20 protein-coding genes and 2 pseudogenes are annotated in these 22,665 nt (G+C 43.0%); 14 read left to right on the top strand and 8 right to left on the bottom strand.

The genetic code is table 11. The features are described from left to right. Positions 1–74: 74 nt before the first annotated feature. Positions 75–2,144, bottom strand: coding sequence for a pentapeptide repeat-containing protein (locus VB836_RS15105; protein ID WP_323220294.1), 2,070 nt, complete (start codon positions 2,142–2,144; stop codon positions 75–77). Positions 2,145–2,277: 133 nt separating this feature from the next. Between VB836_RS15105 and VB836_RS15100 the strand changes: the two are divergent. Together VB836_RS15100 and VB836_RS15095 are read left to right on the top strand one after the other, a co-directional pair. Next, positions 2,278–2,520: pseudogene (locus VB836_RS15100) on the top strand (hypothetical protein); the annotation flags it as partial. Between the two features lie 113 nt (positions 2,521–2,633). After that, a pseudogene (locus tag VB836_RS15095) lies at positions 2,634–3,609 on the top strand (RNA-guided endonuclease InsQ/TnpB family protein); the annotation flags it as partial. A gap of 360 nt (positions 3,610–3,969) precedes the next feature. Here the strand turns inward: VB836_RS15095 and VB836_RS15090 are convergent. Continuing rightward, the gene (locus VB836_RS15090) at positions 3,970–5,223 is read right to left on the bottom strand and encodes a retropepsin-like aspartic protease (RefSeq protein WP_323220292.1); all 1,254 of its coding nucleotides are present in this window, start codon (positions 5,221–5,223) and stop codon (positions 3,970–3,972) included. 217 nt (positions 5,224–5,440) lie between these two features. On the opposite strand from VB836_RS15090, the gene VB836_RS15085 reads away from it, so the two are divergent. From VB836_RS15085 to VB836_RS15065, 5 genes are all read left to right on the top strand, one after another. Beyond that, positions 5,441–5,758, top strand: a complete 318-nt coding sequence (locus VB836_RS15085; RefSeq protein ID WP_323220290.1) for a hypothetical protein — start codon at positions 5,441–5,443, stop codon at positions 5,756–5,758. Positions 5,759–5,830: 72 nt separating this feature from the next. Continuing rightward, a complete protein-coding gene (locus VB836_RS15080; RefSeq protein WP_323220288.1) occupies positions 5,831–7,018 on the top strand; it encodes an RNA-guided endonuclease InsQ/TnpB family protein in 1,188 nt (395 codons plus the stop codon). A 30-nt stretch (positions 7,019–7,048) separates the two neighbouring features. Continuing rightward, positions 7,049–7,327 carry a GyrI-like domain-containing protein gene (locus tag VB836_RS15075; protein ID WP_323220286.1) on the top strand — a complete coding sequence of 93 codons (279 nt, stop codon included), beginning with the start codon at positions 7,049–7,051 and terminating at the stop codon, positions 7,325–7,327. Between the two features lie 49 nt (positions 7,328–7,376). Continuing rightward, positions 7,377–8,309, top strand: coding sequence for a glycosyltransferase family 2 protein (locus VB836_RS15070; RefSeq protein ID WP_046281204.1), 933 nt, complete (start codon positions 7,377–7,379; stop codon positions 8,307–8,309). Between the two features lie 116 nt (positions 8,310–8,425). Next, positions 8,426–9,562, top strand: coding sequence for an RNA-guided endonuclease InsQ/TnpB family protein (locus VB836_RS15065; protein ID WP_323220283.1), 1,137 nt, complete (start codon positions 8,426–8,428; stop codon positions 9,560–9,562). Positions 9,563–9,609: 47 nt separating this feature from the next. Here the strand turns inward: VB836_RS15065 and VB836_RS15060 are convergent, their stop codons facing one another. The 4 genes from VB836_RS15060 to VB836_RS15045 all read right to left on the bottom strand — a co-directional run bounded on the left by VB836_RS15060 (position 9,610) and on the right by VB836_RS15045 (position 13,878). Further along, positions 9,610–9,825 (bottom strand): hypothetical protein, encoded by a 216-nt coding sequence (locus VB836_RS15060; protein ID WP_046277264.1) that lies wholly within the window; start codon positions 9,823–9,825, stop codon positions 9,610–9,612. 94 nt (positions 9,826–9,919) lie between these two features. After that, positions 9,920–11,203, bottom strand: coding sequence for an RNA-guided endonuclease IscB (gene iscB / locus VB836_RS15055; RefSeq protein WP_323220281.1), 1,284 nt, complete (start codon positions 11,201–11,203; stop codon positions 9,920–9,922). 364 nt (positions 11,204–11,567) lie between these two features. Beyond that, positions 11,568–12,887 (bottom strand): MlaD family protein, encoded by a 1,320-nt coding sequence (locus VB836_RS15050; protein ID WP_323220279.1) that lies wholly within the window; start codon positions 12,885–12,887, stop codon positions 11,568–11,570. Positions 12,888–13,086: 199 nt separating this feature from the next. Beyond that, complete coding sequence (locus VB836_RS15045; protein ID WP_323220277.1) at positions 13,087–13,878, bottom strand: ABC transporter ATP-binding protein; 792 nt, start codon at positions 13,876–13,878, stop codon at positions 13,087–13,089. 294 nt (positions 13,879–14,172) lie between these two features. On the opposite strand from VB836_RS15045, the gene VB836_RS15040 reads away from it, so the two are divergent. Together VB836_RS15040 and tsaE are read left to right on the top strand one after the other, a co-directional pair. Then, positions 14,173–15,549, top strand: coding sequence for a gluconeogenesis factor YvcK family protein (locus VB836_RS15040; RefSeq protein WP_323220275.1), 1,377 nt, complete (start codon positions 14,173–14,175; stop codon positions 15,547–15,549). Positions 15,550–15,563: 14 nt separating this feature from the next. Beyond that, a complete protein-coding gene (tsaE, locus tag VB836_RS15035; protein WP_323220273.1) occupies positions 15,564–16,037 on the top strand; it encodes a tRNA (adenosine(37)-N6)-threonylcarbamoyltransferase complex ATPase subunit type 1 TsaE in 474 nt (157 codons plus the stop codon). A gap of 390 nt (positions 16,038–16,427) precedes the next feature. On the opposite strand, the gene VB836_RS15030 is transcribed toward tsaE, so the two are convergent. Both VB836_RS15030 and VB836_RS15025 read right to left on the bottom strand, forming a co-directional pair. Then, entirely contained in the window at positions 16,428–17,303 is an 876-nt protein-coding gene (locus VB836_RS15030; RefSeq protein WP_323220271.1) for a metal ABC transporter permease, read from the bottom strand. Positions 17,304–17,319: 16 nt separating this feature from the next. Then, complete coding sequence (locus tag VB836_RS15025) at positions 17,320–18,039, bottom strand: metal ABC transporter ATP-binding protein (protein WP_323220269.1); 720 nt, start codon at positions 18,037–18,039, stop codon at positions 17,320–17,322. A 64-nt stretch (positions 18,040–18,103) separates the two neighbouring features. Here VB836_RS15025 and VB836_RS15020 point away from each other — a divergent pair, with 64 nt between their 5' ends. The 5 genes from VB836_RS15020 (at position 18,104) to VB836_RS15000 (ending at position 22,640) form a co-directional block, all read left to right on the top strand. Then, complete coding sequence (locus VB836_RS15020) at positions 18,104–19,117, top strand: metal ABC transporter solute-binding protein, Zn/Mn family (protein ID WP_323220267.1); 1,014 nt, start codon at positions 18,104–18,106, stop codon at positions 19,115–19,117. A gap of 128 nt (positions 19,118–19,245) precedes the next feature. Further along, positions 19,246–19,494: a His/Gly/Thr/Pro-type tRNA ligase C-terminal domain-containing protein gene (locus tag VB836_RS15015; protein WP_323220265.1), complete on the top strand. Its 249-nt coding sequence runs from the start codon at positions 19,246–19,248 to the stop codon at positions 19,492–19,494. Between the two features lie 57 nt (positions 19,495–19,551). Beyond that, complete coding sequence (locus VB836_RS15010) at positions 19,552–20,463, top strand: alpha/beta fold hydrolase (RefSeq protein WP_323220263.1); 912 nt, start codon at positions 19,552–19,554, stop codon at positions 20,461–20,463. A 135-nt stretch (positions 20,464–20,598) separates the two neighbouring features. Beyond that, positions 20,599–21,570 carry a CobW family GTP-binding protein gene (locus tag VB836_RS15005; RefSeq protein WP_323220261.1) on the top strand — a complete coding sequence of 324 codons (972 nt, stop codon included), beginning with the start codon at positions 20,599–20,601 and terminating at the stop codon, positions 21,568–21,570. Continuing rightward, positions 21,558–22,640, top strand: coding sequence for a WD40 repeat domain-containing protein (locus VB836_RS15000; RefSeq protein ID WP_323220259.1), 1,083 nt, complete (start codon positions 21,558–21,560; stop codon positions 22,638–22,640). The genes VB836_RS15005 and VB836_RS15000 overlap by 13 nt, the downstream gene beginning before the upstream one ends. Positions 22,641–22,665 lie beyond the last annotated feature (25 nt).

Genomic DNA, 22,665 nt, shown 5'->3' with positions numbered 1-22,665 from the left:
ACGAAGACACTAAGACACTAAGAGATAATTTCTTTGACTTGAGTTTTTGATGTTTCGTAATTAATATCTTGATTTTATTCGTGAACGGTTCCATCTGGCATTGTTGCACCTTTTAATTTAGCATTAGTTAAGTCTGCTCCATCTAATTTAGCATTGGTTAAGTCTGCGCCAGTTAAATCTGCATTTTTTAAATTAGCTGCACGAAGATCTACTGAAATTAAATTAGCTCCTCCTAATGTTGCACCGCTCAGATAAACTCCCCGCAAATCAGCATTATTGAGATTAGCAGACTTCAGATTAGCACCTAAAAGATTTGCTTGACTTAGATTAACTCCACTAAGGTTCGCATTACTCCAATTAATAGAATTAAGTTCTGCTCCCTGAAAAGTTGCTCCTGTTAAAATTGCTCCACATAAGTTCGCACAAGTGAGTTTTGATCCATTCAAATTTGCATTTCTTAAGTTAGCACTACTGAGATTTATACTCGTTAAGTTAGCTTGGCTTAAATTTGCTCCTTCTAAATTGGCTCCAGACAGATTAAATTGACTTAAGTTTCTACCTGACATATTAGCATTTTTTAATGAAGATTTAGAAGAAATATAGTAAGCTTTGGCATTATTGATATCAAATCCGATAGGAAAATTCGTTGTCTCATTATAAATAGCAGATTCAAGATTTGCTCCGGTTAGATTGGCTTGTTGAAGATTGGCTTCTAACAGAATAGCATGGCTTAGATTAGCATGACTTAAATTTGCTTTTCTCAAATTAGCTTTACTTAAGTCAGTTCCAGTTAAGTTAGCATAACTAAGATTAGCTTCGGTAAGATTCACTTCTTTAGATAAATCAGCATGACTCAGGTTAGCTCTAGTTAAATCAGCTTTTCTTAAATCTGCACCTTGTAAATTTGCACTAATAAGATTAGCCTCTTTCAAGTTTGTGTTCGGTAGTCTTCCATATTGCAATTGTGCTTTGTACAAAGTAGCATTTTCTAGATTAGCTCTATCTAAAACTACATAGTTATTAGTATTATTTTTGCGAACTTCATTTAACGACGCTTCTTTTAAATTGGCTTCAATCAGATTCATATTCTCCCAAATAGTATGATTAAAGTTGGCTTCATATAAATTAGCTTTGCTAAAATTAACATTTTGAAAAAAATGATTATTTCTAAATTTAATACCTACCAAATTCATCTCAGTAAAATCTCGTTGACCTTCGTTGTATAGGCGTAGAAACTCCCCGCCTGTAATAAGTGGTTTTGGTTCTTCCTCAATTTTATTCTCGTCTTCCTCATCCTCGTCAATATCTTCAGTCTCGACAATTCCTTCTAAATATTCCGCTTCGTCTAACCGTTGAATACTTCCTAAAAACTGTTGAACAATCTCACTTTTCTCTGTTTCCTGACTCTCATCAAAACGGTTAATTAACCCTTGAATAATCTGCAAATCAGTTGTTCTAATTCCCACTTCTCTTTCCGCACTGTGAACCCCAGAGGTTAATACATTGTGACTCCCCACCATCGCAAACTTATCATCACAAACGAGATACTTTTCATGGGTTCCCAATAGTTTGAGACGAAACAAATCAGGGTATTCTTGCTCTAACTGTTGTAAATCGCTTAAAGCATTATAGCGCCAACCTTTGCCGATTTTATTGCGATCGCCTAAATATCCCCAACCAATCTCGATTTGACAATTGCGGTTGAGACAATATCGAAATTTTTGCAGCAAATGTTCATCAATGCTGTTACAATTTAACCAGGGACAAACGATAATAACTCGTTCTTCGGCAATTTCTAACGCTTCTAATAAAACACTCCGACTTCCCAAACGATCAAACACCAATTGAGACTCAGATGAAGAAACAATTACCTCTGTTTCTAATAGCGGTATTGTCGGGATAATCTCAACAGAAATTGGTATCTCTGTCTCTGGAGACGAGGAAATATTAACCTGATTTTCACACAATTCATCGAGGCGTTTTTGTAACTCAGCTAACTGTTGAGGTTCGGGTCTTGTGTTAAACTGTTGACTGTATTCATCGAGACGACGTTTGAGGCTAGTCATGTATTTTTTCAGTTGAACTTGTTGTTGTTCAAGTTGTGAAATTCTTGTGACTAAATCCGGTTCAGGTTGAGAAGACATCGTTCAGAGAATATCAGGGAATTCAAGGGGTTATTGACCTAGTTTACCAAGAGAAGCAAGTTTAGAGCAAGGTCGTTTACGACGGATTATTTTTGTGCTACAATAGTTTATCGTGGCTTGATGCCGATAATCTATGCTTGTGTATGAAATGAAGCTGCAAGGAACGCAATACCAGTACAGAAAGTTAGACGAAGCTATCCGTACTGGTCGTTTCGTTCGTAACAGCATCATCAAAGCATGGATAAATGGTCAAGTTAAAAGTCGCAACGATGCCTATCGCTACTGCAAACTGCTGTCAGACAATCCTAGTTTTCCTTGGGTAAACAAACTCAACTCTATGGCTCGACAAGCACACGCAGAAAGAGCATGGGCATCAATTTAAAAACGGATAGAGAAGCGGAAGAACGGATTAACTTAACTGTAAAACCCATAGATCTTGGCATCTCACAGATAGCTTAATCCGTTAAATCCTTATCCTATCTGTTTTAAATTGAGCGATTTTATCAAAATTGTCGGAAAAAAATACCAGGTCGAAAAGGCTTTCCCCAGTTCAAAAAGTACCAAGTCAGAGCATCGGTTGAGTACAAAACATCGGGCTGGAAACTTTCAGAAGATAGACGCTATTTAACCTTTTCCGACAAGTTTCAAGCGGGGACATTTAAGCTTTGGGGAAGTCGAGATTTGCACTTCTATCAACTCCAACAAATTAAACGGGTTAGGGTGATTAGAAGGCACGATGGTTACTATGCTCAATTTTTGATAGACCATGAAAGGGAGGAAAACAAAGAACTCAGTAACAAACAAACAGGTTTGGATGTCGGTTTAAACCATTTCTACACAGATTCCACCGGGATACAGGTAGAGAATCCCCGCTTTTTAAGGAAAGATGAGCGGCGCATTAAAAAGCTGCAACGTCGGTTATCTCGAAAAAAAAAGGGAAGTCAAAACCGTAAAAAAGCCATAAATCGGTTAGGTAGAGCGCATCTCAAGGTTTCACGCAGGCGTAATGATTGGGTTTGTAAACTTGCCCAACACGTCATCCAATCTAACGACTTGGTAGCGATTGAAAACCTACGGATACGCAATTTGGTTAAAAATCATCATTTAGCTAAATCAATTAATGATGCTGCTTGGTACAGATTTAGAGAATGGTTGGAGTATTTTGGGAGGATTTATGGGGTTCCGGTGATTGCCGTTGAACCTGCATACACGTCTCAAAACTGCTCAAATTGCGGTGAGAAGGTTGTCAAAACTCTCAGTACGAGAACTCATAAATGTCCTCACTGCGGATACACATCCAACCGAGATGAAAATGCCGCCAAAAACATTCTAAAATCTGCACTTAAACAACTATCAAATACCGTCGGGCAGACGGAAATCAACGCCTCCCGAGAGACTGATCTCTGCTTGGGCGGGGAAACCCAATCCTTGTAAGTCAACTCATAGAAAGAGGAAGCCCAAATAGTGATGTTTGGAATCTCCGTTGTTTACGGCGGAGAGGATGTCAACTCAAAAACCTCACCTCTCCCTAACCCTCTCCCTAGCCCTCTCCAACCTCTCCCTAGCCCTCTCCACCTCTCCCTAACCCTCTCCAACGAGGAGAGGGAAAAGAAAGAAAGTTTTTTATTTGGAATGGGGATCAGTTTAGACCTTTTAAACATTTAATACTAAGAATTTTTTTCCCCTCTCCTGGCAGGGGAGGGGGCGAGGGGGAGGGGTCTAACAAATTCACTGGGAAAATGAAACAGCCCTGGGGTTGAGAGGGGTTGGGGGAGAGGTGATATAATCACAGGAAAGTTAGTTTCACCCTTGAAAATAAACAGTATTACAACGGTTTTAATGTCAAACTTCCAGCTTCGGGAAAACCCAGACTATTCGGTTCACCAAACCGCCAATGTTGTTGGTATTGGTTGAGATAATTTTGCCCAACAATTCCATCAACGCCTAATAAATCTAACAATTCATTATTTAACACCACGCCATCTAAATTTGAAGATTCGTAATTTTGTAACTTGACAGAAGATAGACTAACTTTCTTGCCGATTTCATTCCCACAAAATCCTTTAACCTCTGTATTTTCTGCCTTTTCTACATCAATTGATAATGTATTGGCTAAACGCTTTGAAAGCACCATGAGATCAGCACCCGTATCTAATAAAAAAGTATAAGGCCCTTTACCATTGACAAAAACTTCTGTTGTCATTACTCCCATTTTTCCCTTTAACGGAACTCCTCCCGCCACAACATTTGAACGGGGTAAAAGTTGTAAAGTTGAATCTTTGGGATTAATCAAAACATCAAAACTTTTCAGGAAATCTAACCCTAAAACACCGCCTAAATCTCCAGGAATTGCAGTTTTTGGTAATCCCATTCCGTTCATTCCTTCTACGGTTGCCGCATCGACTGCTATTTCCGGTAAACTATGCAGAGTTGCATTAATATTAGAACAGTCATCACCGACAACAAAATATGCTAAAATATCACTAGGAAGGGTTGTGCCTGTTAGTCCTAACTGTTTAACGATGGGTTCAGATAAAATCGAATTTGATGCGCCTGTATCGAGTAAAAATCTTTGGGCTTTTCCACCAACAACCACCGGAACCGTATAAACCATGCTGTCAGGAATTATTTCTAATTTAACAGATGCTTGTCCCTGACTAACGGTAGCGGGGAGTGTAACGTTCATTGCCGTTAAAATAGCATTCATGCGTTCACTCGCATCAGTTCTAACTTTGCCATCCGGTGTTAGAATTATTACCCGAACGGTACACTGCATTGATGCCATTTGAAGTGCGGCTAAAGATTCGGGTTCGCTGCTAGGAATGGCATTTCTCATACATTGAGAAAGTTCTTGAACCAGTTGTTTTCCTAGTTCTTCTGATGAGGGATTTTGGGGTTTAACGCCCGGTGTCGAAATCGGTTCAGAAACAGGTTCAGAAATCGAAGGGGAATAATCCCGATCAAATCGATTATTGGAATTTCGAGGATTTTCTGCAATAGAAGGCAAAAACGTTAAGGTAATTGTAGCCAAAGCCGTAATAACAGTTAAACCCGATTTCAGATAAGATAAACGTTTCATCTTGAGTTAAATGTGAGATAATTTAATCCGTTATAATTTTTGTTCCGGTGAAATTCGTAAATTGCCCGACCCGTTTTTTCAGTCACCCATGTTTTTAGTTATCAGATCAATACTTTCTTTCACTGGTCACTGGTCACTGTTCACTGTAGACTGTGATACCCTAAAAAAAGTTCAACTGTACTAAACTCAATTCAATTATTTTTACAAAATTAGACTGATGTTTCCCGTTAAACTCGAAAAATTACTCTTACCTCTGGGAATTGTAGCGATCGCGGCGATCGCACTGTACGCTTATAATAGTGCTGTAGCCGCACCTTTACCCAAAGGCTTTCCAGCCCCCACAGAAGAAGGTAAAATCGAAGTCAAAGTTTATCCAGCTTATAGGTCAGCAACCGTTCAGTATACCGGAGATTTATCAGAAGCAACCTTTCGGGCTTTTGATCCGCTTTTTCGCCATATTAGCGATAATGAAATCTCAATGACCTCTCCTGTGGAAACCCGTTATCTTAATGAAGCGAGAAGACCCGCGCCATAAATAAAATGTTGGCGACGTTCGGGAATCGCGACCAAGCAGACATCTTACAAGTTTTGTGGTAAACTGTAAGCCATGACAGAGAAAGCTTACCGTTACCGATTCTACCCAACTCCAGAACAGGAAAATCTGTTGAGGAGAACATTAGGGTGCGTCCGTCTGGTGTACAACAAAGCACTAGCCGCACGCACTCAAGCATGGTATGAAGATCAAGAACGGGTAGGCTATTCTCAGACTTCTTTGATGTTGACAAACTGGAAAAAAGAGGAGGAATTAAACTTTTTAAATGAAGTCAGTTCAGTTCCCCTTCAGCAGAGTTTAAGGCACTTGCAAACTGCGTTTACCAACTTCTTTGCGGGTCGAACAAAGTACCCAAATTTCAAAAAGAAACGCTTAGGTGGCAGTGCCGAATTCACCAAGTCAGCATTCAAGTGGAAAAATAGTCAAATCTACATTGCTAAGTGCTTTGAAGCCTTGCCTATTCGATGGAGCCGTCAACTTCCAAAGGGATGTAGCCCGTCTACTATAACGATCAAGCTAGATCCGAGCGGAAGATGGTTTGTTTCTCTAAGAATTGATGACCCAACAGACCATCAACTAAAACCGACAGACAAAAAAGTAGGGATTGACTTAGGAATCAGCAGTCTGTTCACCACGTCCGATGGGGTCAAAGTTTCCAATCCTAAACATTTTAACAAACTGCACAAAAAACTCCGACTTGCTCAAAAGTCTTTAAGCCGGAAAATCAAAGGCTCAAAAAACCGAGAGAGAGCAAGAGTTAAAGTTGCTAAAATTCAGGCAAAAATCGCTGATTGTAGGCGCGACCATACCCACAAGCTAACAACTCAACTGATTCGTGAAAACCAATCGATTGTAGTTGAGGACTTGGCTGTGAAGAACATGGTGAAAAATCACAAGTTAGCCAGAGCAATCAGTGATACCAACTGGGGAGAACTTGTCCGACAACTCACTTACAAAGCCGAGTGGTATGGACGAGAATTGATCAAAATAGATCGATGGTTCCCTAGTTCAAAGCGATGTTCCAATTGTGGGTATATTGCAGAAAGAATGCCGTTGAATATCCGAGAATGGGTTTGCCCCAAGTGCAACTCTCACCACGATAGGGATATCAACGCAAGTATAAATATTTTGGCTGCTGGACTAGCAGTTTCAGCCTGTGGAGCGACTGTAAGAGCCGAACAGAGTAAATCTGTTAAGCCAGGTGCGAAATCCCGCAAGGGACAGAAGCAGGAACCCAAATAGTGATGTTTGGGAATCCCGCGCCAAAAACGAATGTGTTGGCGTGCGGTCGGAGGTCAACCGAAAGAAATTGCAGACAATATCGAAATTGAAGACATTCCCGCGATGACTGTCGTCAGTTTAGGACTGCGGGGAAGCTACGACTACAGCAGTTATAAAGAAAATATCAAAAAATTGCAAAATTGGTTAGACCAACACCCCGAATATACCGTAGTCGGACAACCGAGGCGATTTTTCTACGACTCGCCCTTTGTTCCCGAGGCCTTCAAACGCAGTGAAATTCAAATTCCGATTAATCAACGGCTGACATGAACCCATAATCGCGTAAAATTGAAAAAGGCTACGCTTGGGAGTCTAAGCTATGACAGATCCTCAGATTTCAGCCATTATTTGTACACACAATCGCGATCGCTATTTGGGAGCCGCTATTGATAGTTTACTCCAACAGGATTTTGAAGACTATGAAGTCATTGTAGTCGATAATGCCTCTAGCGATCGCACTCGTGAAGTCACCGAGGCCCGGCTTCCTCATCCCAAGTTAACCTACGTTTACGAAGGGGTAACAGGGTTATCTGTCGCCCGCAACCGAGGCGCCATTGAAGCAAAAAGCCCCATTCTCGCTTATCTCGATGATGATGCCGTTGCCACACCCCAATGGTTGGGCATTTTAGATCAAGCCTATCAACAAGACGAGAAATTAGCGATCGCAGGCGGTAAAGTTACTTTATTGTGGCCGGAAGGCATTCAACCGCCCAAGTGGTTGTCAGAGGGGTTAGCAGGCAATTTAGGGGCCTATGACTTAGGAAATGAGGTGGTATACATCACCAAAGCCGGTTTAACGCCCAGAGGCTTAAATTACTCCATTCGTCGCAGCTTTTTAGACCAAATTGGTGGGTTTGACCCCAACTTAGGCCGAGTGGGGAAACGCCTGCTTTCCAACGAAGAACTACAAATGACTGAATTAGCGTTAAAACAAGGGTGGAAAGTCGCCTATCTCCCCGAAGCGTTAGTCGCCCACAACGTCGCCCCGGAACGAGTCAACCGCAGTTGGTTCATGGAAAGAGGCTGGTGGCAAGGCATTAGTGAATGTTATCGGGAACAACTGGCAGGCGAAGCCGGTTGGCCTCAGTTGGGCCGGGGTGGGGAACGAATTGTGAGAGGATTGTACAAATCCGTTAAGAATTTAAGCGATCCTGCACAACGGTTTGATAATTTCGTGTATGCTTACGGTCAGATTGGTTATTTAGGGGCTGCCATTGCTGGAATCATCACCTCAAAATCGCAAAAGGATTAGCAAAAAAAGAAACAGACTAATCGGGGTTGTTCACAGAGATAAAAACACAGAGCAGTAACTTAGTTGACAATTTATGGTACAACACGGTACTATCTGTAAGATAACAGAATACATCTATGCAACGAGCCTTCAAGACCCAACTCAAACTTAATAACCGTCAAAAAACCTTAATGGCTAAACACGCGGGATATTCTAGATGGGTCTGGAATTGGGCATTAGCGATGTGGAATGAAGCTTACAAACAGGGTTTAAAACCTTCTGCGAATAAGCTAAAAAAGTTCTACACCAATCACGTCAAACCTCAATATTCCTGGCAGTCAACCCTAAGTTCTAGAGTTTATCAATTTGCTTTCATGCACTTGGGAGAAGCTTTTAGTCGCTTTTTTCAAGGCACTGCCCAACATCCTAAGTTCAAGAAAAAAGGCAGAAATGATAGCTTTACTTTAGATAATTGCGGTAAGGTAATGAAGTTTTCAGGAAGGAGGTTAAAACTTCCTTTCATTGGATGGGTTAACACCTACGAACCCCTAACCGAAATTCAGACTAAACGAGTCACAATTAGTCGAGTCGCTGATTCTTGGTATCTGTCTGTAGCCTACGAATTTGAGCCTGAACAGACTGTTAAATCAAGAGTTTATCTGGGTGTTGATGTTGGAGTTAAGGCATTGGCGACCTGTTCAGATGGTACTGTTTTTGTTAACCCAGCAGCCCACAAAAAAGCTCAAAAAAATCTGGCTCGACTTCAACGCGAACTCTCTAGAAAACAGAAGGGTTCAAATAACAGGAATAAAGCTAGACTGAAACTCGCAAAAGCATATCAAAGAGTGGCTAACATCCGAAAAGATACAATTCATAAATTGACCTCATGGCTATGCAAAAACCACGCAGTCATCGGGTTAGAAGACTTGAATGTTTCTGGGATGATGAAAAATCATAAATTAGCGGGTGCTATTGCCGATTCTGCTCTTTATGAAATTCGCCGCCAAGTCGAGTATAAGTCCGAGTGGTACGGCTCAGTAGTAGTTTTTGCTGACAGATTTTATCCGTCAACTAAAACCTGTTCAAGTTGCGGTCACATTCAAGAAATGCCACTCAAAGAACGGGTTTTCAATTGTCAGGTTTGCAGTGTAAGTATTGACCGTGATTTGAATGCGAGTCTGAATTTATTACATTATGCCGAGGGCTTCTCGGTAAAAAGCCTGTCTGACCGGGTACTGCCGACAGTCCGGGGTGATGCAGGAAGTAAACGTTAACACGGTTTGTACCGCGTTATATCAGTTTTATAAAGCAGCAGTGTTGTTTAATCGGTTTTAGAGACATCTTCAACGACTTTAACCCGTCCTCGAACTACAGAACGGAGTAGTCTATCAATAGAGCGTCTTTCCTCTTCGTTGAGAGATTCATCCAGCACAGCCGCCATCAGTCCATAGCGATCAGCTTGGGTAAGACAGTGGTGATCTGTAACCGAGGCGATGATTTCATTAATGGCACCAGGGAGGAGATTAACTTGATCCATCTTGGATGGGGCAAGGGGACTCCCGTTATACCGAAGGTTAGCGGGAGGGGAATTGCCGTCTACAAATGATTTTCGCGATAGCGAATCCTTAAAATCAGAATTGGTACTCATAACCGTCAGCTTTGTGAATGGTTGTTAAATATTTTGGATGAACGTCAAATTTTTGGGTCGGCAGTTGCAAGACAAAACTTGGTCTAAACCTGATAGCGATTCGACCTGTATATTTTCCTGCAAACTTCCCTTTTTCAACATCGGCTTTAACAATGTCACCAGTTTGAAAGCCCTGGAAAAATTTAGCCTTTGGAGCATAAGCTTTGGGAAATCCGTATTGCTCAGGGCGGCAACGCTGCCTAACACCGTGACCTTTTGCCGCTATTAACAGGGGCTTAACTCCTCTAATCAACAGCTTCTCTGGAGTTGATTTTCCCACACAAGCTGCGTCAGTCCAATGATGCTTTTCGATTCCTTTAGTTTGACGATTGAACTTTGTCCGACCTCCTGAACCTACTTCTACAGGCAATCCCGTAGCTTGCAACCGCTTGTACAATTCCCAACGAGTAGCATTGACAGCCGTTGCATCTTTTAGGGGTGCTTTGGCTTGAGACAAAACCCGCCTGAGAATGTCGGGCTTTTTGCTCAAGAACTGCTCAATCGGTTTGTTGCCTTTAGCTTGATTGCATTTTCGGCAAGCCAAAGTTAAATTGCTAACCCGGTTTGAACCTCCTTTCGATTTGGCGAGAATGTGTTCGACTTCCAAAGGGACACCATCAGCGTGACAATACACGCATTTTCTACCCCACTTTTGAAGCAAGTATTCTTTGACCTCAAACCCGTAAAGTTCTCCGTGTTGATACTCTATTCCGGCAATCTCAGGATTTTGTATTTGCTGAAGGTCAAACTTCACCAACTCCTGAGAAATTGCAGTAACGGGGCAGAGTTTCCTGATTCGTCTTACCCAAGTTTCAATATTGGCAATTCGACTTTCAAGGGAGGGTGGTAGCCAACCTTTTGGGCGGGTGCGGTTGAAAAATCTGGGTTGGCGATAGCGGGTTTTTCGGTTACGTCGCCCTCTTCTTAACGCCCTTCGAGATAAGCACGTATTTTTAATTTGCTCTCCCCGGTGAGAAACTTCCAGAGCGTTTGTGACGCGACCTGTCTCTTCCTGAACAACAGCAATACCGGACTTCTTGCTGCCGGGGTCAATCTTGATTCGATGTGGATGGACTATAGATTTTTCTACAACCCTGTCCTGCAACACAATAGTGAATGGATAGCGTTTAAATACCTTAGCCCTTCCTTTGTTCAAGAATTCTCTCGCCCTCGCCGGATTGCAGGGGTCAAGAGGTTGCAAGTTTTTATCTAGAACGAAAACGCGCATTACTGCACCTCTCATTTTTGGTTGAGTTTGCCTCGACAATGTTACATCCCGGTAACTATCCAAATTGCACTGACTTAACCCTTTACATCTGTTTAACAATTTGGTTCTAGAGCATGAGACTGGCACGCATCCCAAGGTAGGAACTTTAACTCTTAGATGTAACGTAGTTCTCGTAGAACTTAGTCTGGTCAACTAGAGCCTGTTTTCACAAGCTCCCGCTCTAGTTCGCCGCGAACTTAGCGGTGAGTTGTTGACAGGAAATTATAGACTCGACTTTACGATTTTCTCACGATTGAGAAATAATCGGGGTGATAGTTTTCGGGGAAATTTTGTGAACTCACCCCAGGAGTCTGAGTGATATCGATCACTGAGTTTGACGAACGATTTTCGGCTTGTCGGGAAAGGGTTTTTCTTCAAGCTTTGATAAATCTCGCTCTAGGGCGATCGCTTCTGTGTCTTCCAGTACCTCAGACAGAGGAGCGAGGGTTTTTGCTAGTTTGGTTTGCTGTTCTAACTGATCGCTATAGGCGAGAATATTTCCTAAGCCGTTGATGATTTCTCGCAGATTTTGGCGAACTTTCGGATCACCGATCAGATCATCTACATCTGAGGTGATTTTTTCGACATTTTGTAGGGTTGTTCTCGCCGAGTCGAGGGTTTGTTGGAGTAGGATTAAAGTTTCGGGATCGTTAACAGCTTTCGAGAGATCTAATAAATTTTCAGAAGCTTCTGCTGCGTTCGACGATAAGACTTCTAAATTGCTTAACAAACTTCCTTGTTCGATTTGATTGAGTAGGGGACTAATACTCGCCGCCGTAACGCTCAGTTCCCCGGTAATTTGTTCAATATTTTTGAGGGTATTGGCGAGTGTGGAACGGTTACTTGCAATTAAAATCTGTACTTCATTACTAATTGTACTGACTTCATTAGCCGCGCGTTGAACGGAATTTGCCGATTCAATTGTTGCGCGTGTAACTTGATTCGTTGAGTCTTGTAAGGTAGCTGAAATTGAATTTAATTCCGTTGAAAAAGAGCCAATTCCCTCATCAACTGAATTACTGACACTTCCCAATTCTGTCCGCGCCACTTCAACTAACTCCGTCATTTTTGTGCTGAGTTTGGAGACTTCATCGGCAGCTAAAGCAGTGCGTTGTGCCGCTTGATTCAGGTTTTTAAACAGTTCAGGACTGGTATAAAGTTCGCTAAATTCTACCATAGAAGCAATCAATCGTTCTAAGCTCACTCCGCTTTCTCCAGACAGCAGCACATCATTACAAATAATCGTTTCAGGGCAGTCGGAACTGAGGGGATTTTCATCTTTCATTTCCTCAGATAAAGCCTGATTCGGAATAATATCAACAAAATTTTCACTCAATAATCCACTTTGACTAGAGCGAATCATCACATCACGAGGAATCACTAACGTTGAGGAGGTGATCTCTAAGCGGACTTCGACTTGATTAGAAGTGGGTTTTATATCAAGAACTCGACCAACTTTTACTCCCCGATATCGCACAGGTGTTCCCGGCTGCATTCCAGACGCTTCAGGAAATTCTACCCGAATTTGATAGCCTGTGTTATCGAGACGCAAGCCCTGAACCCAGAAGGCAACCATTCCAAATAAACTTAATCCTAACAACGTTAATAACCCAACTGAACCTTCTCGAATTGCTCGCGATCGCATGATATCCTATTCCCTTTTCAATCGGATGGCATTAAAAAAATATAAAGACTAGGAGCTGATGTTCCTCGTTATTTAATCATAGCTATCTTGAACAATAACATTGAGCTGGAGAACACTTTTGATCATTTTTAACAATTTTTTTAGGATATTTTTATTTTTTAAAGCTGTGCAGATTGTTCTCTGAATCGTAAATAAATCCTTAAGTCAAAATCTGAATCGGCCCGTTCACACTGCCGCTAAAAAACTGTCGCACAATGGGGTTATCGGTGCTGTAGGCTTGATCAACGCTTCCCGACCATTGAATCTTTCCTTTGTAAAGAAAAATCACTTCATCGGCCGTTCGTCGAATCGTGCTATCTTGGTGAGTAACCATCACATAAGTCTTGGCTGCTCCTCCACTATTTTGAAGCTCACGAATTAAATCTTCAATCACCGTCGAAGCAATCGGATCTAAACCTGCGGTGGGTTCATCATAGAGGATGACTTCCGGATTATCAGCCGGATTTTCAGGATTAGGTAAAATCGCCCGCGCAAAACTCACCCGTTTTCGCATTCCGCCAGAAAGTTCAGCCGGATAGCGATCGCCAATCCCCGGTAATCCGACCATTTCTAACTTTTCATCGACTAACTTTTCAATGGTTTGATGAGACAATTTAGTATGTTGATAGAGCGAAAATCCGACATTTTCCCTCACCGTCAACGAGTCAAATAGAGCCGCATTTTGAAACACCATCCCAATCCCAATCGGATCACGAATATCATCAACCCAACCTTTACGTTTCTGACCCTTAATATAAATCTCACCCGCATCCGGTATCAGTAACCCCGCAATAATTCGCAGGATAGTCGATTTACCCGTTCCGGAAGGGCCGATAATCGCTAGAGCTTCTCCTCGGTGGATGTTCAAGTCAACGTCATCGAGAATAACGTTATTTCCAAAAGACTTGCTAATCCCCTGTAGCTCTATTAAAGTTTCATCATCATGGGGCATGAGATCTTCTGCACAAAAGGCCACTTGATCGCTGTGATCATCTATTGTACAGAGTGTTTACAGTTTACAGTCAACAGTAATCACCTGACCAGTTATCAATATTGCCCTTGTGCCTTTTGCATGAACGCCTTTTGCCTGTTCCCTGTTGCCTTATATTGTATGAGAAGATAGACCTGCAAAGGGGATGCTCACACTAAAACAGGAGGGGATGGAAACAACGAACAACTCAACCCTTCCGAAATCTTGATTGCATCAGTTGTTCAAATCCTGTTGATACCTCTGAGGTTTTCATCCATGTCAAATGGTTCATTGAAACACAGCCTACGCAGATTAGCGAAATCTAGGCATATTCTAGGTTGGTCAAGCAGTCATTCCCCCCGTCGTCTGCAACAGTGGTTTAAATGGTTGGCGCCGGGACTGTTGGTGAAACGCTGGTTACTGATGAGTGTGGCGGGAATACTCCTCACCAGTTTGGGGTTAGCCGTTTGGACGGGGATGACTCCTATTTTTTACCTGCTGCAACTGCTTAAGGATATTTTGGGGTTGATCACGACTGTTCTTCCCAATTTCATATCTGGGCCTCTGGCGATTATTATGGGTCTGATGTTAATCTTTTGGGGTCAAACTCGCACTTTAAATTCTATTACTCAAGTGTTGATGCCGGAAGGTGATGATCATTTGGTGGATCGGTTGCTGGCCCATCGTCGTTTGCAGAGGGGGCCGAAAATTGTCACGGTGGGGGGTGGAACGGGTTTATCCACGCTGTTACGCGGCTTAAAACCCTATAGTGCTAATATTACGGCAATTGTCACGGTGGCTGATGATGGCGGGTCTTCTGGACGCTTACGCCGGGAAATTGGGGTGCTACCTCCGGGAGATATTCGCAACTGTATCGCCGCTTTAGCCGATGAAGAACAGCTTTTAACGGAACTGTTTCAATACCGTTTTAAAGCGGGTGATGGCTTAAGTGGTCACAGTTTTGGCAATCTGTTTTTAACTGCCATGAGCGATATTACAGGGGATTTAGAACGGGCAATAGCAGCGAGTTCTAAGGTTTTAGCCATTCGCGGTCAAGTATTACCTGCAACGTTAAGTGATGTGCATTTGTGGGCAAAATTAGAGGATGGTCGGCGAATTTATGGCGAATCAAGTATTACTGAAGCTAAAGGCAAAATTGTGAAAATTGGCTGCATTCCGCCTGATCCTCCTGCTTTACCTAAAGCCATTCAAGCCATAGTTGAATCGGATTTAATTATTATCGGGCCGGGGAGTTTATATACCAGTGTAATTCCCAATTTATTAGTGCCAGAAATTGCCCAGGCGATCGCTTCTGCAAATGTTCCTCGGATTTATGTTTGTAATGCCATGACCCAACCGGGAGAAACCGATGGTTATACCGTTGGTGATCATATTTTAGCGATTGATAATGCCTGTGGTTGTCGTTTATTTGATGCGGTGTTAGTTCAGGGAAAAGTCCCTCTCGCCCAATCTTTAATTAAATATGCCCAAGAAGGATCATATCCGGTGATTTTAGATCGAGATGTCGTTAAACAGTTAGGGCGAAGAATTGTATTAACGAATGTGATTGAAGTCGATGAAAAAACGGGTTATGTGCGTCATAATTCTGAACGGTTAGCTCAAGTTTTATTACGCTGGTATTCTCACGCTTAATCTCAAGGTTTAAAATGTCTGTAACGCTCACGGTTTTTCTAGCGGATTCTCAAGCCACTCATCATTTAGGGGAGTGTTTAGGAAAAGCTCTTTCTCCAGGTTCTATTCTGTTACTCGAAGGAGATTTAGGGGCTGGAAAAACGACATTAATTCAAGGTTTGGGTGCAGGGTTAGAGATTCCTGAAAATATTGAAAGTCCTACTTTTACCTTGATTAATGAATATCATTCTGGGCGTGTTCCTCTCTATCATCTGGATTTATATCGCTTGGAACCCTCGGAAGTTGAAGACTTAAATATTGAATTGTATTGGGAAGGAATAGAAGTTCCACCTGGAATTACGGCGATAGAATGGGCGGAACGTTTACCTTATAAACCTGCTGATTTTATTCAAATTGGTTTAACCTATCAACAGGATGGGAGTCGTTTGGCTGATATTATTTATCCCGAATCATTACAATTAATTTTGTCAGGGGAAAATTCACCATGATCGACAGGAATACACGAAGATTTTGGAAACAGATAGGTAGTGGATTTAACGGATGAACTTTATTCTAATATTCCTAAAAATAATTTCTTAAAAGGATTCACCAACAGGTTGATCAAATTCAAGATTAAGTCGCCTCAGAAGGTTCTGAATCAGTGTATTACAGAGACGAAAAACAACTAGAATACCTCGATTATTCAGATCTTGATGAGTTAGAGTAATCGTTTTCGTCGCCCTCAAAGTCGCAAATTTTATTGCATTTATAAAAATTGGGTTTTCCATCTGAACTTAGGGACTCAGTATAAAGATATTTTGACTTTGTTGTTTTAAGGCGTGAGGAACTAAGAACAGTTATAAAATTTAACTTTTTCAATTTAACTGTTACCTTGATTTTTAGGGTTTCCATTGTTTAAACTTCTGGAACATTGATCGCTGACTGGCTACTTCTGGACTGGTTAAAATTCCCTGGGAAGGACTGAAAAGTAAAGCCAGAATAAATAATCCCGAAACCGTTAACACAATCGCCGCTCCCGAAGGAACGTTCACATAATAGCTAATATACATTCCTGCAACAGTGCTAAAAATACCAAAAATTGCCCCTAAACCCATCATTTGATGGAGTTCTTTCACTAATAAATAGGCAGTAATTGCCGGGCCAATTAACAGCGAAACCACCAAGACAACGCCGACAGCCTGCATACTGGCAATAATGGTTAAAGTAATCGCAGAAACTAAACCAATATTAATCAGATTAACAGGTAATCCCATCGCTTGAGCGCCCAAAGGATTAAAGGTATAAAACAAAAGTTCTTTGTAAAACAGTCTAACACCGAGTAAAATCAATAAAGTAATGATCAACGTTCTCTGAACATCCTCAGTCCTAACACTCAAAATATCTCCAAATAAAAAACTGTGTAAATCTAGCCTACTTCTCAGAACCGTAATTAACATAATTCCCAAAGCTAAAAAGCCGGAAAATACTAAAGCCATTGCCACATCAATTTTAACGCGAGATTGAGATTGAATCCAAGCAATAATTAAGGTGCTGAGGGTTCCCGAAATAAACGCCCCTAAAAAAATATCAATCCCAAAATAAAATGCAATTGCAAGTCCGGGTAAAACTGCATGGGCGATTACATCTCCTAACAATCCCATGCGTTGTACAATTAAATAACTACCCACAACAGGACAAAGAATCCCCATCAACACCGCTACTAATATGGCATGGCGCATAAATTCAAAACTTAACGGATCAAGGAGCAAATTCATTTTTAATCATCAAAATTTAACGGTGTAACAAAATTACATTATCCCCATAGGCTTTTTGCAAATTTTCCGCCGTCATCACTTCCGAACGAGAACCATTGGCAATAATTTGTTTATTAATTAGCAAAAACCGATCATACTGACGGGCAACTTCTCCCAGTTCGTGACCCACCACTAACAAAATTTTACCTTGATGTTTTAACTCATTAAACACCTCAAAAATCACCGCTTCTGTCTTTTTATCCACTCCCACAAACGGTTCATCAAAAAAGAATAATTCCGCCTCTTGTGCTAACGCTTGGGCGAGAAAAACGCGCTGCTGTTGACCGCCAGAAAGTTCGCCAATTTGTCGGTCTTTAAACTCCCACATTCTGACTCTCATTAACGCCGCTTTTACCAATTCTTGAGAGTAACGAGAAGGCGATCGAAACCATCCTGTGTGACGGGTACGCGCCATCATCACCACATTTTTAACCGTGATCGGATAATCCCAATCAATTTGCGATCGCTGCGGAATATAAGCAACTTGGGAGAGTTGATCTTTTAAAGACCGTTGACGATAGCGGATCACCCCTTCAGATGCCGGAATTAACCCTAACATCGCCTTCAGCATCGTACTTTTACCCGCCCCATTCGGCCCGATAATTCCTACGAGTTGTCCTGCTTCTAAACGAAAGCTGACATCCTCAACGGCACAAACCCCTCGGTAGTTGACAGCCAGATGTAAAACTTCTAACATCGTCCATCTTGGTGTAACATAATGATAATCATTATCGCATTAGAAATCAAGAATGCTAGGAAACATGAACTTTAAACCTGTAGTCAGTTTAACCTTGCTTTGGGCGACGGTCGGGTGTAATTCGTCACCTCCAAACGTGACCAACCCGAGCGGCACTGCTCCATCCGCCTTGGAAACTGGCGTAACTCTTCCCTCCGTTGTCGCCACTACGAGTATCATTTGTGACTTAACCCGGCAGGTTGCCCAAGAAACGGTTAACCTCAACTGTTTGGTGAAAGCGGGAGAAGACCCCCACGTTTATCAGCCCAAACCCGAGGACCGCAAGGCGATCGATACCGCCAATTTAATTTTATACGCGGGGTACGACTTCGATCCAAGTTTAATTCGATTAGTGGAAGCCACAAGCAACCCCGCCCCCAAAATTGCCGTCCACGAGGTCGCCGTCCCCCAACCGTTGATGGGAGAAGCCCACGATCACGGTCATGGGAATGATAATCACGACCACGGCGAAGAATTAGCCCCCGATCCTCATGTTTGGCACGATCCGGAAAATGGTATTCAAATGGTCGAAGTTATTGCCGAATCTTTGGCAAATTTACAGCCTGAAAAAGCCGAACTTTATCAACAAAATGCCGAACAAATCAGCAGTGAACTGACTGAAATTGGCAACTGGATTCAATCAACAATTGCAACGATTCCACCGAACCAACGAACCCTTGTCACCACTCACGATGCCCTGGGTTACTTTGTAAATGCTTATGGTCTTTCCTTTGAAGGGGCGTTACAGGGATTGAGTACCGATGAAGCCCCAACTGCGGCAAGAGTCGGTGAATTAGTCCGAGAAATTCAGGCAGCAAATGTACCGACTATTTTTGCAGAAACGACCAGTAATTCTCAACTCATGGAAACGGTAGCGAGGGAGGCTAATATTCAAGTTTCCGATCAAGAATTATTTGCTGATGGCTTAGGAGAACCGGGAACAGAAGCTGAAACCTATCAACAAATGCTGAAAGCCAATACTCGCACCATTGTTCAAGGTTTAGGTGGAACTTATACACCATTTATGGCTCAAAGATAAGTCATTTTTTATTGAATGATTCACGCATTTTTTGATCTAAAAATATTGTTTTTAACTAAAAATTATGGTCATTTCCTCCATTCAATCTCAATCCAATCTTGTCCTGAAACCCAGCAATCCAAAGCACCTTGAACGGATTCGTCATACTTGCGCCCATATTTCGAGTTGAACTTGATCGCAGTGGCGATCGCTTAGGAAAACAAATTCGTCAAGCCGAACTCGATAAAATTCCAGTCGTTGCTGTAGTGGGAAAACGAGAAGTTGAACAGCAAACTTTGAGTGTGAGAACTCGACAAGCAGGCGAAATTGGTTCTCTGACTTTACCGGAACTTCAACAGCGTTTACAAACTGCGATCGCCCAAAAAATCCACCTCTAGAATGATTCTCAAAGCCCAAAAAGTAGTAGAATAACTTCAGTGGAAATTTTAACGCCCATGACTGTCCTGACCAACACCGCCACAACCCCTCTTCGCCCCCAAATAGGCGGGGCTGTTGAAACATGGGTTTGGCAGGGTGAACAGCCCGTTACCGTCGTTTACGAAACCCTCGGACAAGGCGATCCGGTTTTGCTGCTTCCGGCGATGAGTACCGTTTCCACTCGCGGAGAAATGGCCGGACTCGCTCAAAGGCTGGCTCCCCAATTTCAAGCGATCGCTCTCGACTGGCCGGGGTTTGGCGACTCAGACCGTTTACCGCTACAATACCAAGCGAGCCTATACGATCAATTTCTACAGGATTTTGTCAACTCTGTCTGTCAGACCCCCCTCAAGGTGATCGCCGCCGGTCATAGTGCGGGTTATGTGATGAAGTTGGCGGCTTCTCAACCGGGTTTATTTGCTAAAATCGTCCTTGTGGCTCCCACTTGGCGGGGTCCCCTGCCCACGATGGGCGCGAGTCCGGCGGTATCTGGTACGGTGCGAAATTTGGTGCGATCGCCCATTTTCGGACAACTTCTCTACAAACTCAATACCACTCCGGCTTTCCTGCGGTTGATGTATCGCCGCCACGTTTATACCGACTCAACCCGCCTGACGCCCGAGTTTATGCGGGAAAAATGGAATATCACCCAACAACCGGGGGCGAGGTTTGCACCTGCGGCGTTTGTGACCGGTACCCTAGACCCCGCATCGGGGCGAGAGGAGTTTCTCAACTGGTTTCAACCGCTACCCGCTCCGATAATGGTTATCGTTAGCGACCAGGCACCGCCGGGATCGAAAGCGGAAATGCAGGCGATCGCGAACCTCGAAGGGGTGGAAGTTCGCCACCTGTCCGGTTCTTTGGGACTCCACGAAGAACATCCCTCAGCCGTCCTGGAAGCGGTTCAACCCTTTTTACAGCAAGGCTAAACCGAATGTTAGGTCGGATGTAAAATCGGTCAGGCGCTGTTGCGATCGCTAAAAACCCCATTCCCCATTCCCTAAAATAACCCCTTGCCTTTTGTGCGATAATCGTTATCATTTTATAAAAGCCGAGGTTGAACTATGGTTAACGCTGTTGCAAAAGATACAGTTCCCGTCACCGTATTAACCGGATATTTGGGAGCGGGAAAAACAACATTGCTGAATCGAATTTTAACCCACGAACACGGTAAAAAAGTTGCGGTAATTGTCAATGAATTTGGAGAAGTTGGCATTGATAACCAGCTTGTGATCGATGCCGATGAAGAAATATTTGAGATGAATAACGGCTGTATTTGCTGCACCGTTCGGGGCGATTTAATCCGAATTATTGGCAACTTAATGAAACGCCGAGATAAATTCGATCATCTCGTGATAGAAACCACCGGACTCGCCGACCCTGCTCCCGTCATTCAAACCTTTTTTGTCGATGAGGATATGCAGGAAAAACTGTTACTCGATGCCGTTGTCACCGTTGTGGATGCCAAACATATTTGGCAACATTGGGAAGCCGACGAAGCCCAAGAACAAATGGCATTTGCTGATATTATTTTACTCAATAAAGTCGATTTAGTCAAGCCAGAAGAACTCGACGAACTGGAAAAACGCATTAAAAAAATGAACGCAATGGCGAAAATTTATCGCACCCAAAACGCCCAATTGGAAATGGAAGCGTTGTTGGGGGTTCGAGCCTTTGACGTGAAACGAGCCTTAGAAATTGACCCGGAATTTTTAAACGAAAACGCCCACGAACATGATGAAACCGTTAAATCTGTCGCTTTAGTTGAAAGCGGGGAATTAGATGGAGAAAAACTGAATCAATGGATCAGTGAACTCTTACAAAATCAAGGCCCGGATATCTTCAGAATGAAAGGAATTTTGAATATTGCAGGCGAAGATAACCGTTATGTTTTTCAGGGGGTTCATATGCTGTTTAACGGTATCCCTGACCGCCCCTGGAAGCCCCAAGAAACCCGCAAAAATGAATTAGTGTTTATCGGTCGCAACCTCAACGCAGAACAGTTAAAAGAGGGCTTTCGTCAGTGTTTGATTTAGGCAAAAACAAAAAAAATCGCACCCCTTCAACCCGATTAAAAACCCATGAAAACCTAACGTTATCCGATTATATTACCGCCGTTAAATGGTCGCCAGAAGGTTTGCTGGCTGCCAGTTCTGCCTGTGGAGAAATTATCCTCTGGCATCAAAAAGAGCGGGTATTTGTATTACAATCGGAGACGGGGAAATCAATTGATTGTCTGTCCTTTTCTCGGGACGGTCAATATCTCGCCGCAGGAGGACAGGATGGCGTGGTGAAAATTTGGCACCTCCCCAGCCAAACCCTCACCCCTCTCGACCCCACATCCGCCTGGGTTGACCAACTCGCCTGGAGTTCAACGACCAACCAACTCGCCTTTAGTCGGGGTCGGACGGTGCAAATTTGGGACGCCGAAACCCATCGGGAAGTCACACAGTTGAACTTTCACGACTCATCGGTGTTGTGTCTGGCTTGGCATCCCGTCCTTGATACATTGGCGGTTGGGGGCTATCAGGGGGTGAAAATTTGGCAGGGTTCCAACTGGGAGGATGACCCCCATGTGTTGCAAATTCCTTCCGCGAGTCAGGCTGTGGCTTGGTCGCCGGATGGCAAGTATATCGCCTGTGGGAACCTCGATAGAACCTTGGCGGTGGTCGAATGGGGAAACCCTCATCCCTGGGTAATGCGGGGTTTTCCGGGGAAAGTGCGGTCTTTGGCTTGGTCGGACTCGCCGACGGTGTTGGGGGCGCCGTTGTTGGCAGTCGCCAGTGCGGAAGGGGTTGTCATTTGGGAAAAACAAATTCAAGAAGAAGCGGGTTGGGATAATTGGGTATTAGAAGGACACCAGGAAAATGTCACCGGAATTGAGTTTCAACCGGGTACGTTTTTGTTAGCTTCGGGAAGCGAAGAAGGTACGGTTTGTTTGTGGCATTCGGCTGAAAAAATCATCCAAACCTTAGAAGATGGGGTTCAAGGTTTTTCCTGTTTAGCATGGCATCCTCAAGGAGAATTTCTCGCAGCAGGAGGACAACAAGGAGAACTAAGAATTTGGTCAAAGTCTACTTCAGGGAAAGGATTTGCTCGAAAATAGAGGATGTGTTAATCATCTAAGTTTT

Source organism: Limnoraphis robusta BA-68 BA1 (assembly GCF_034932365.1).
Classification (GTDB): domain Bacteria; phylum Cyanobacteriota; class Cyanobacteriia; order Cyanobacteriales; family Microcoleaceae; genus Capilliphycus; species Capilliphycus robustus.
The sequence above is the reverse complement of the archived record's forward strand: the minus strand, read 5'-3'. Positions and strand labels throughout refer to the sequence as shown.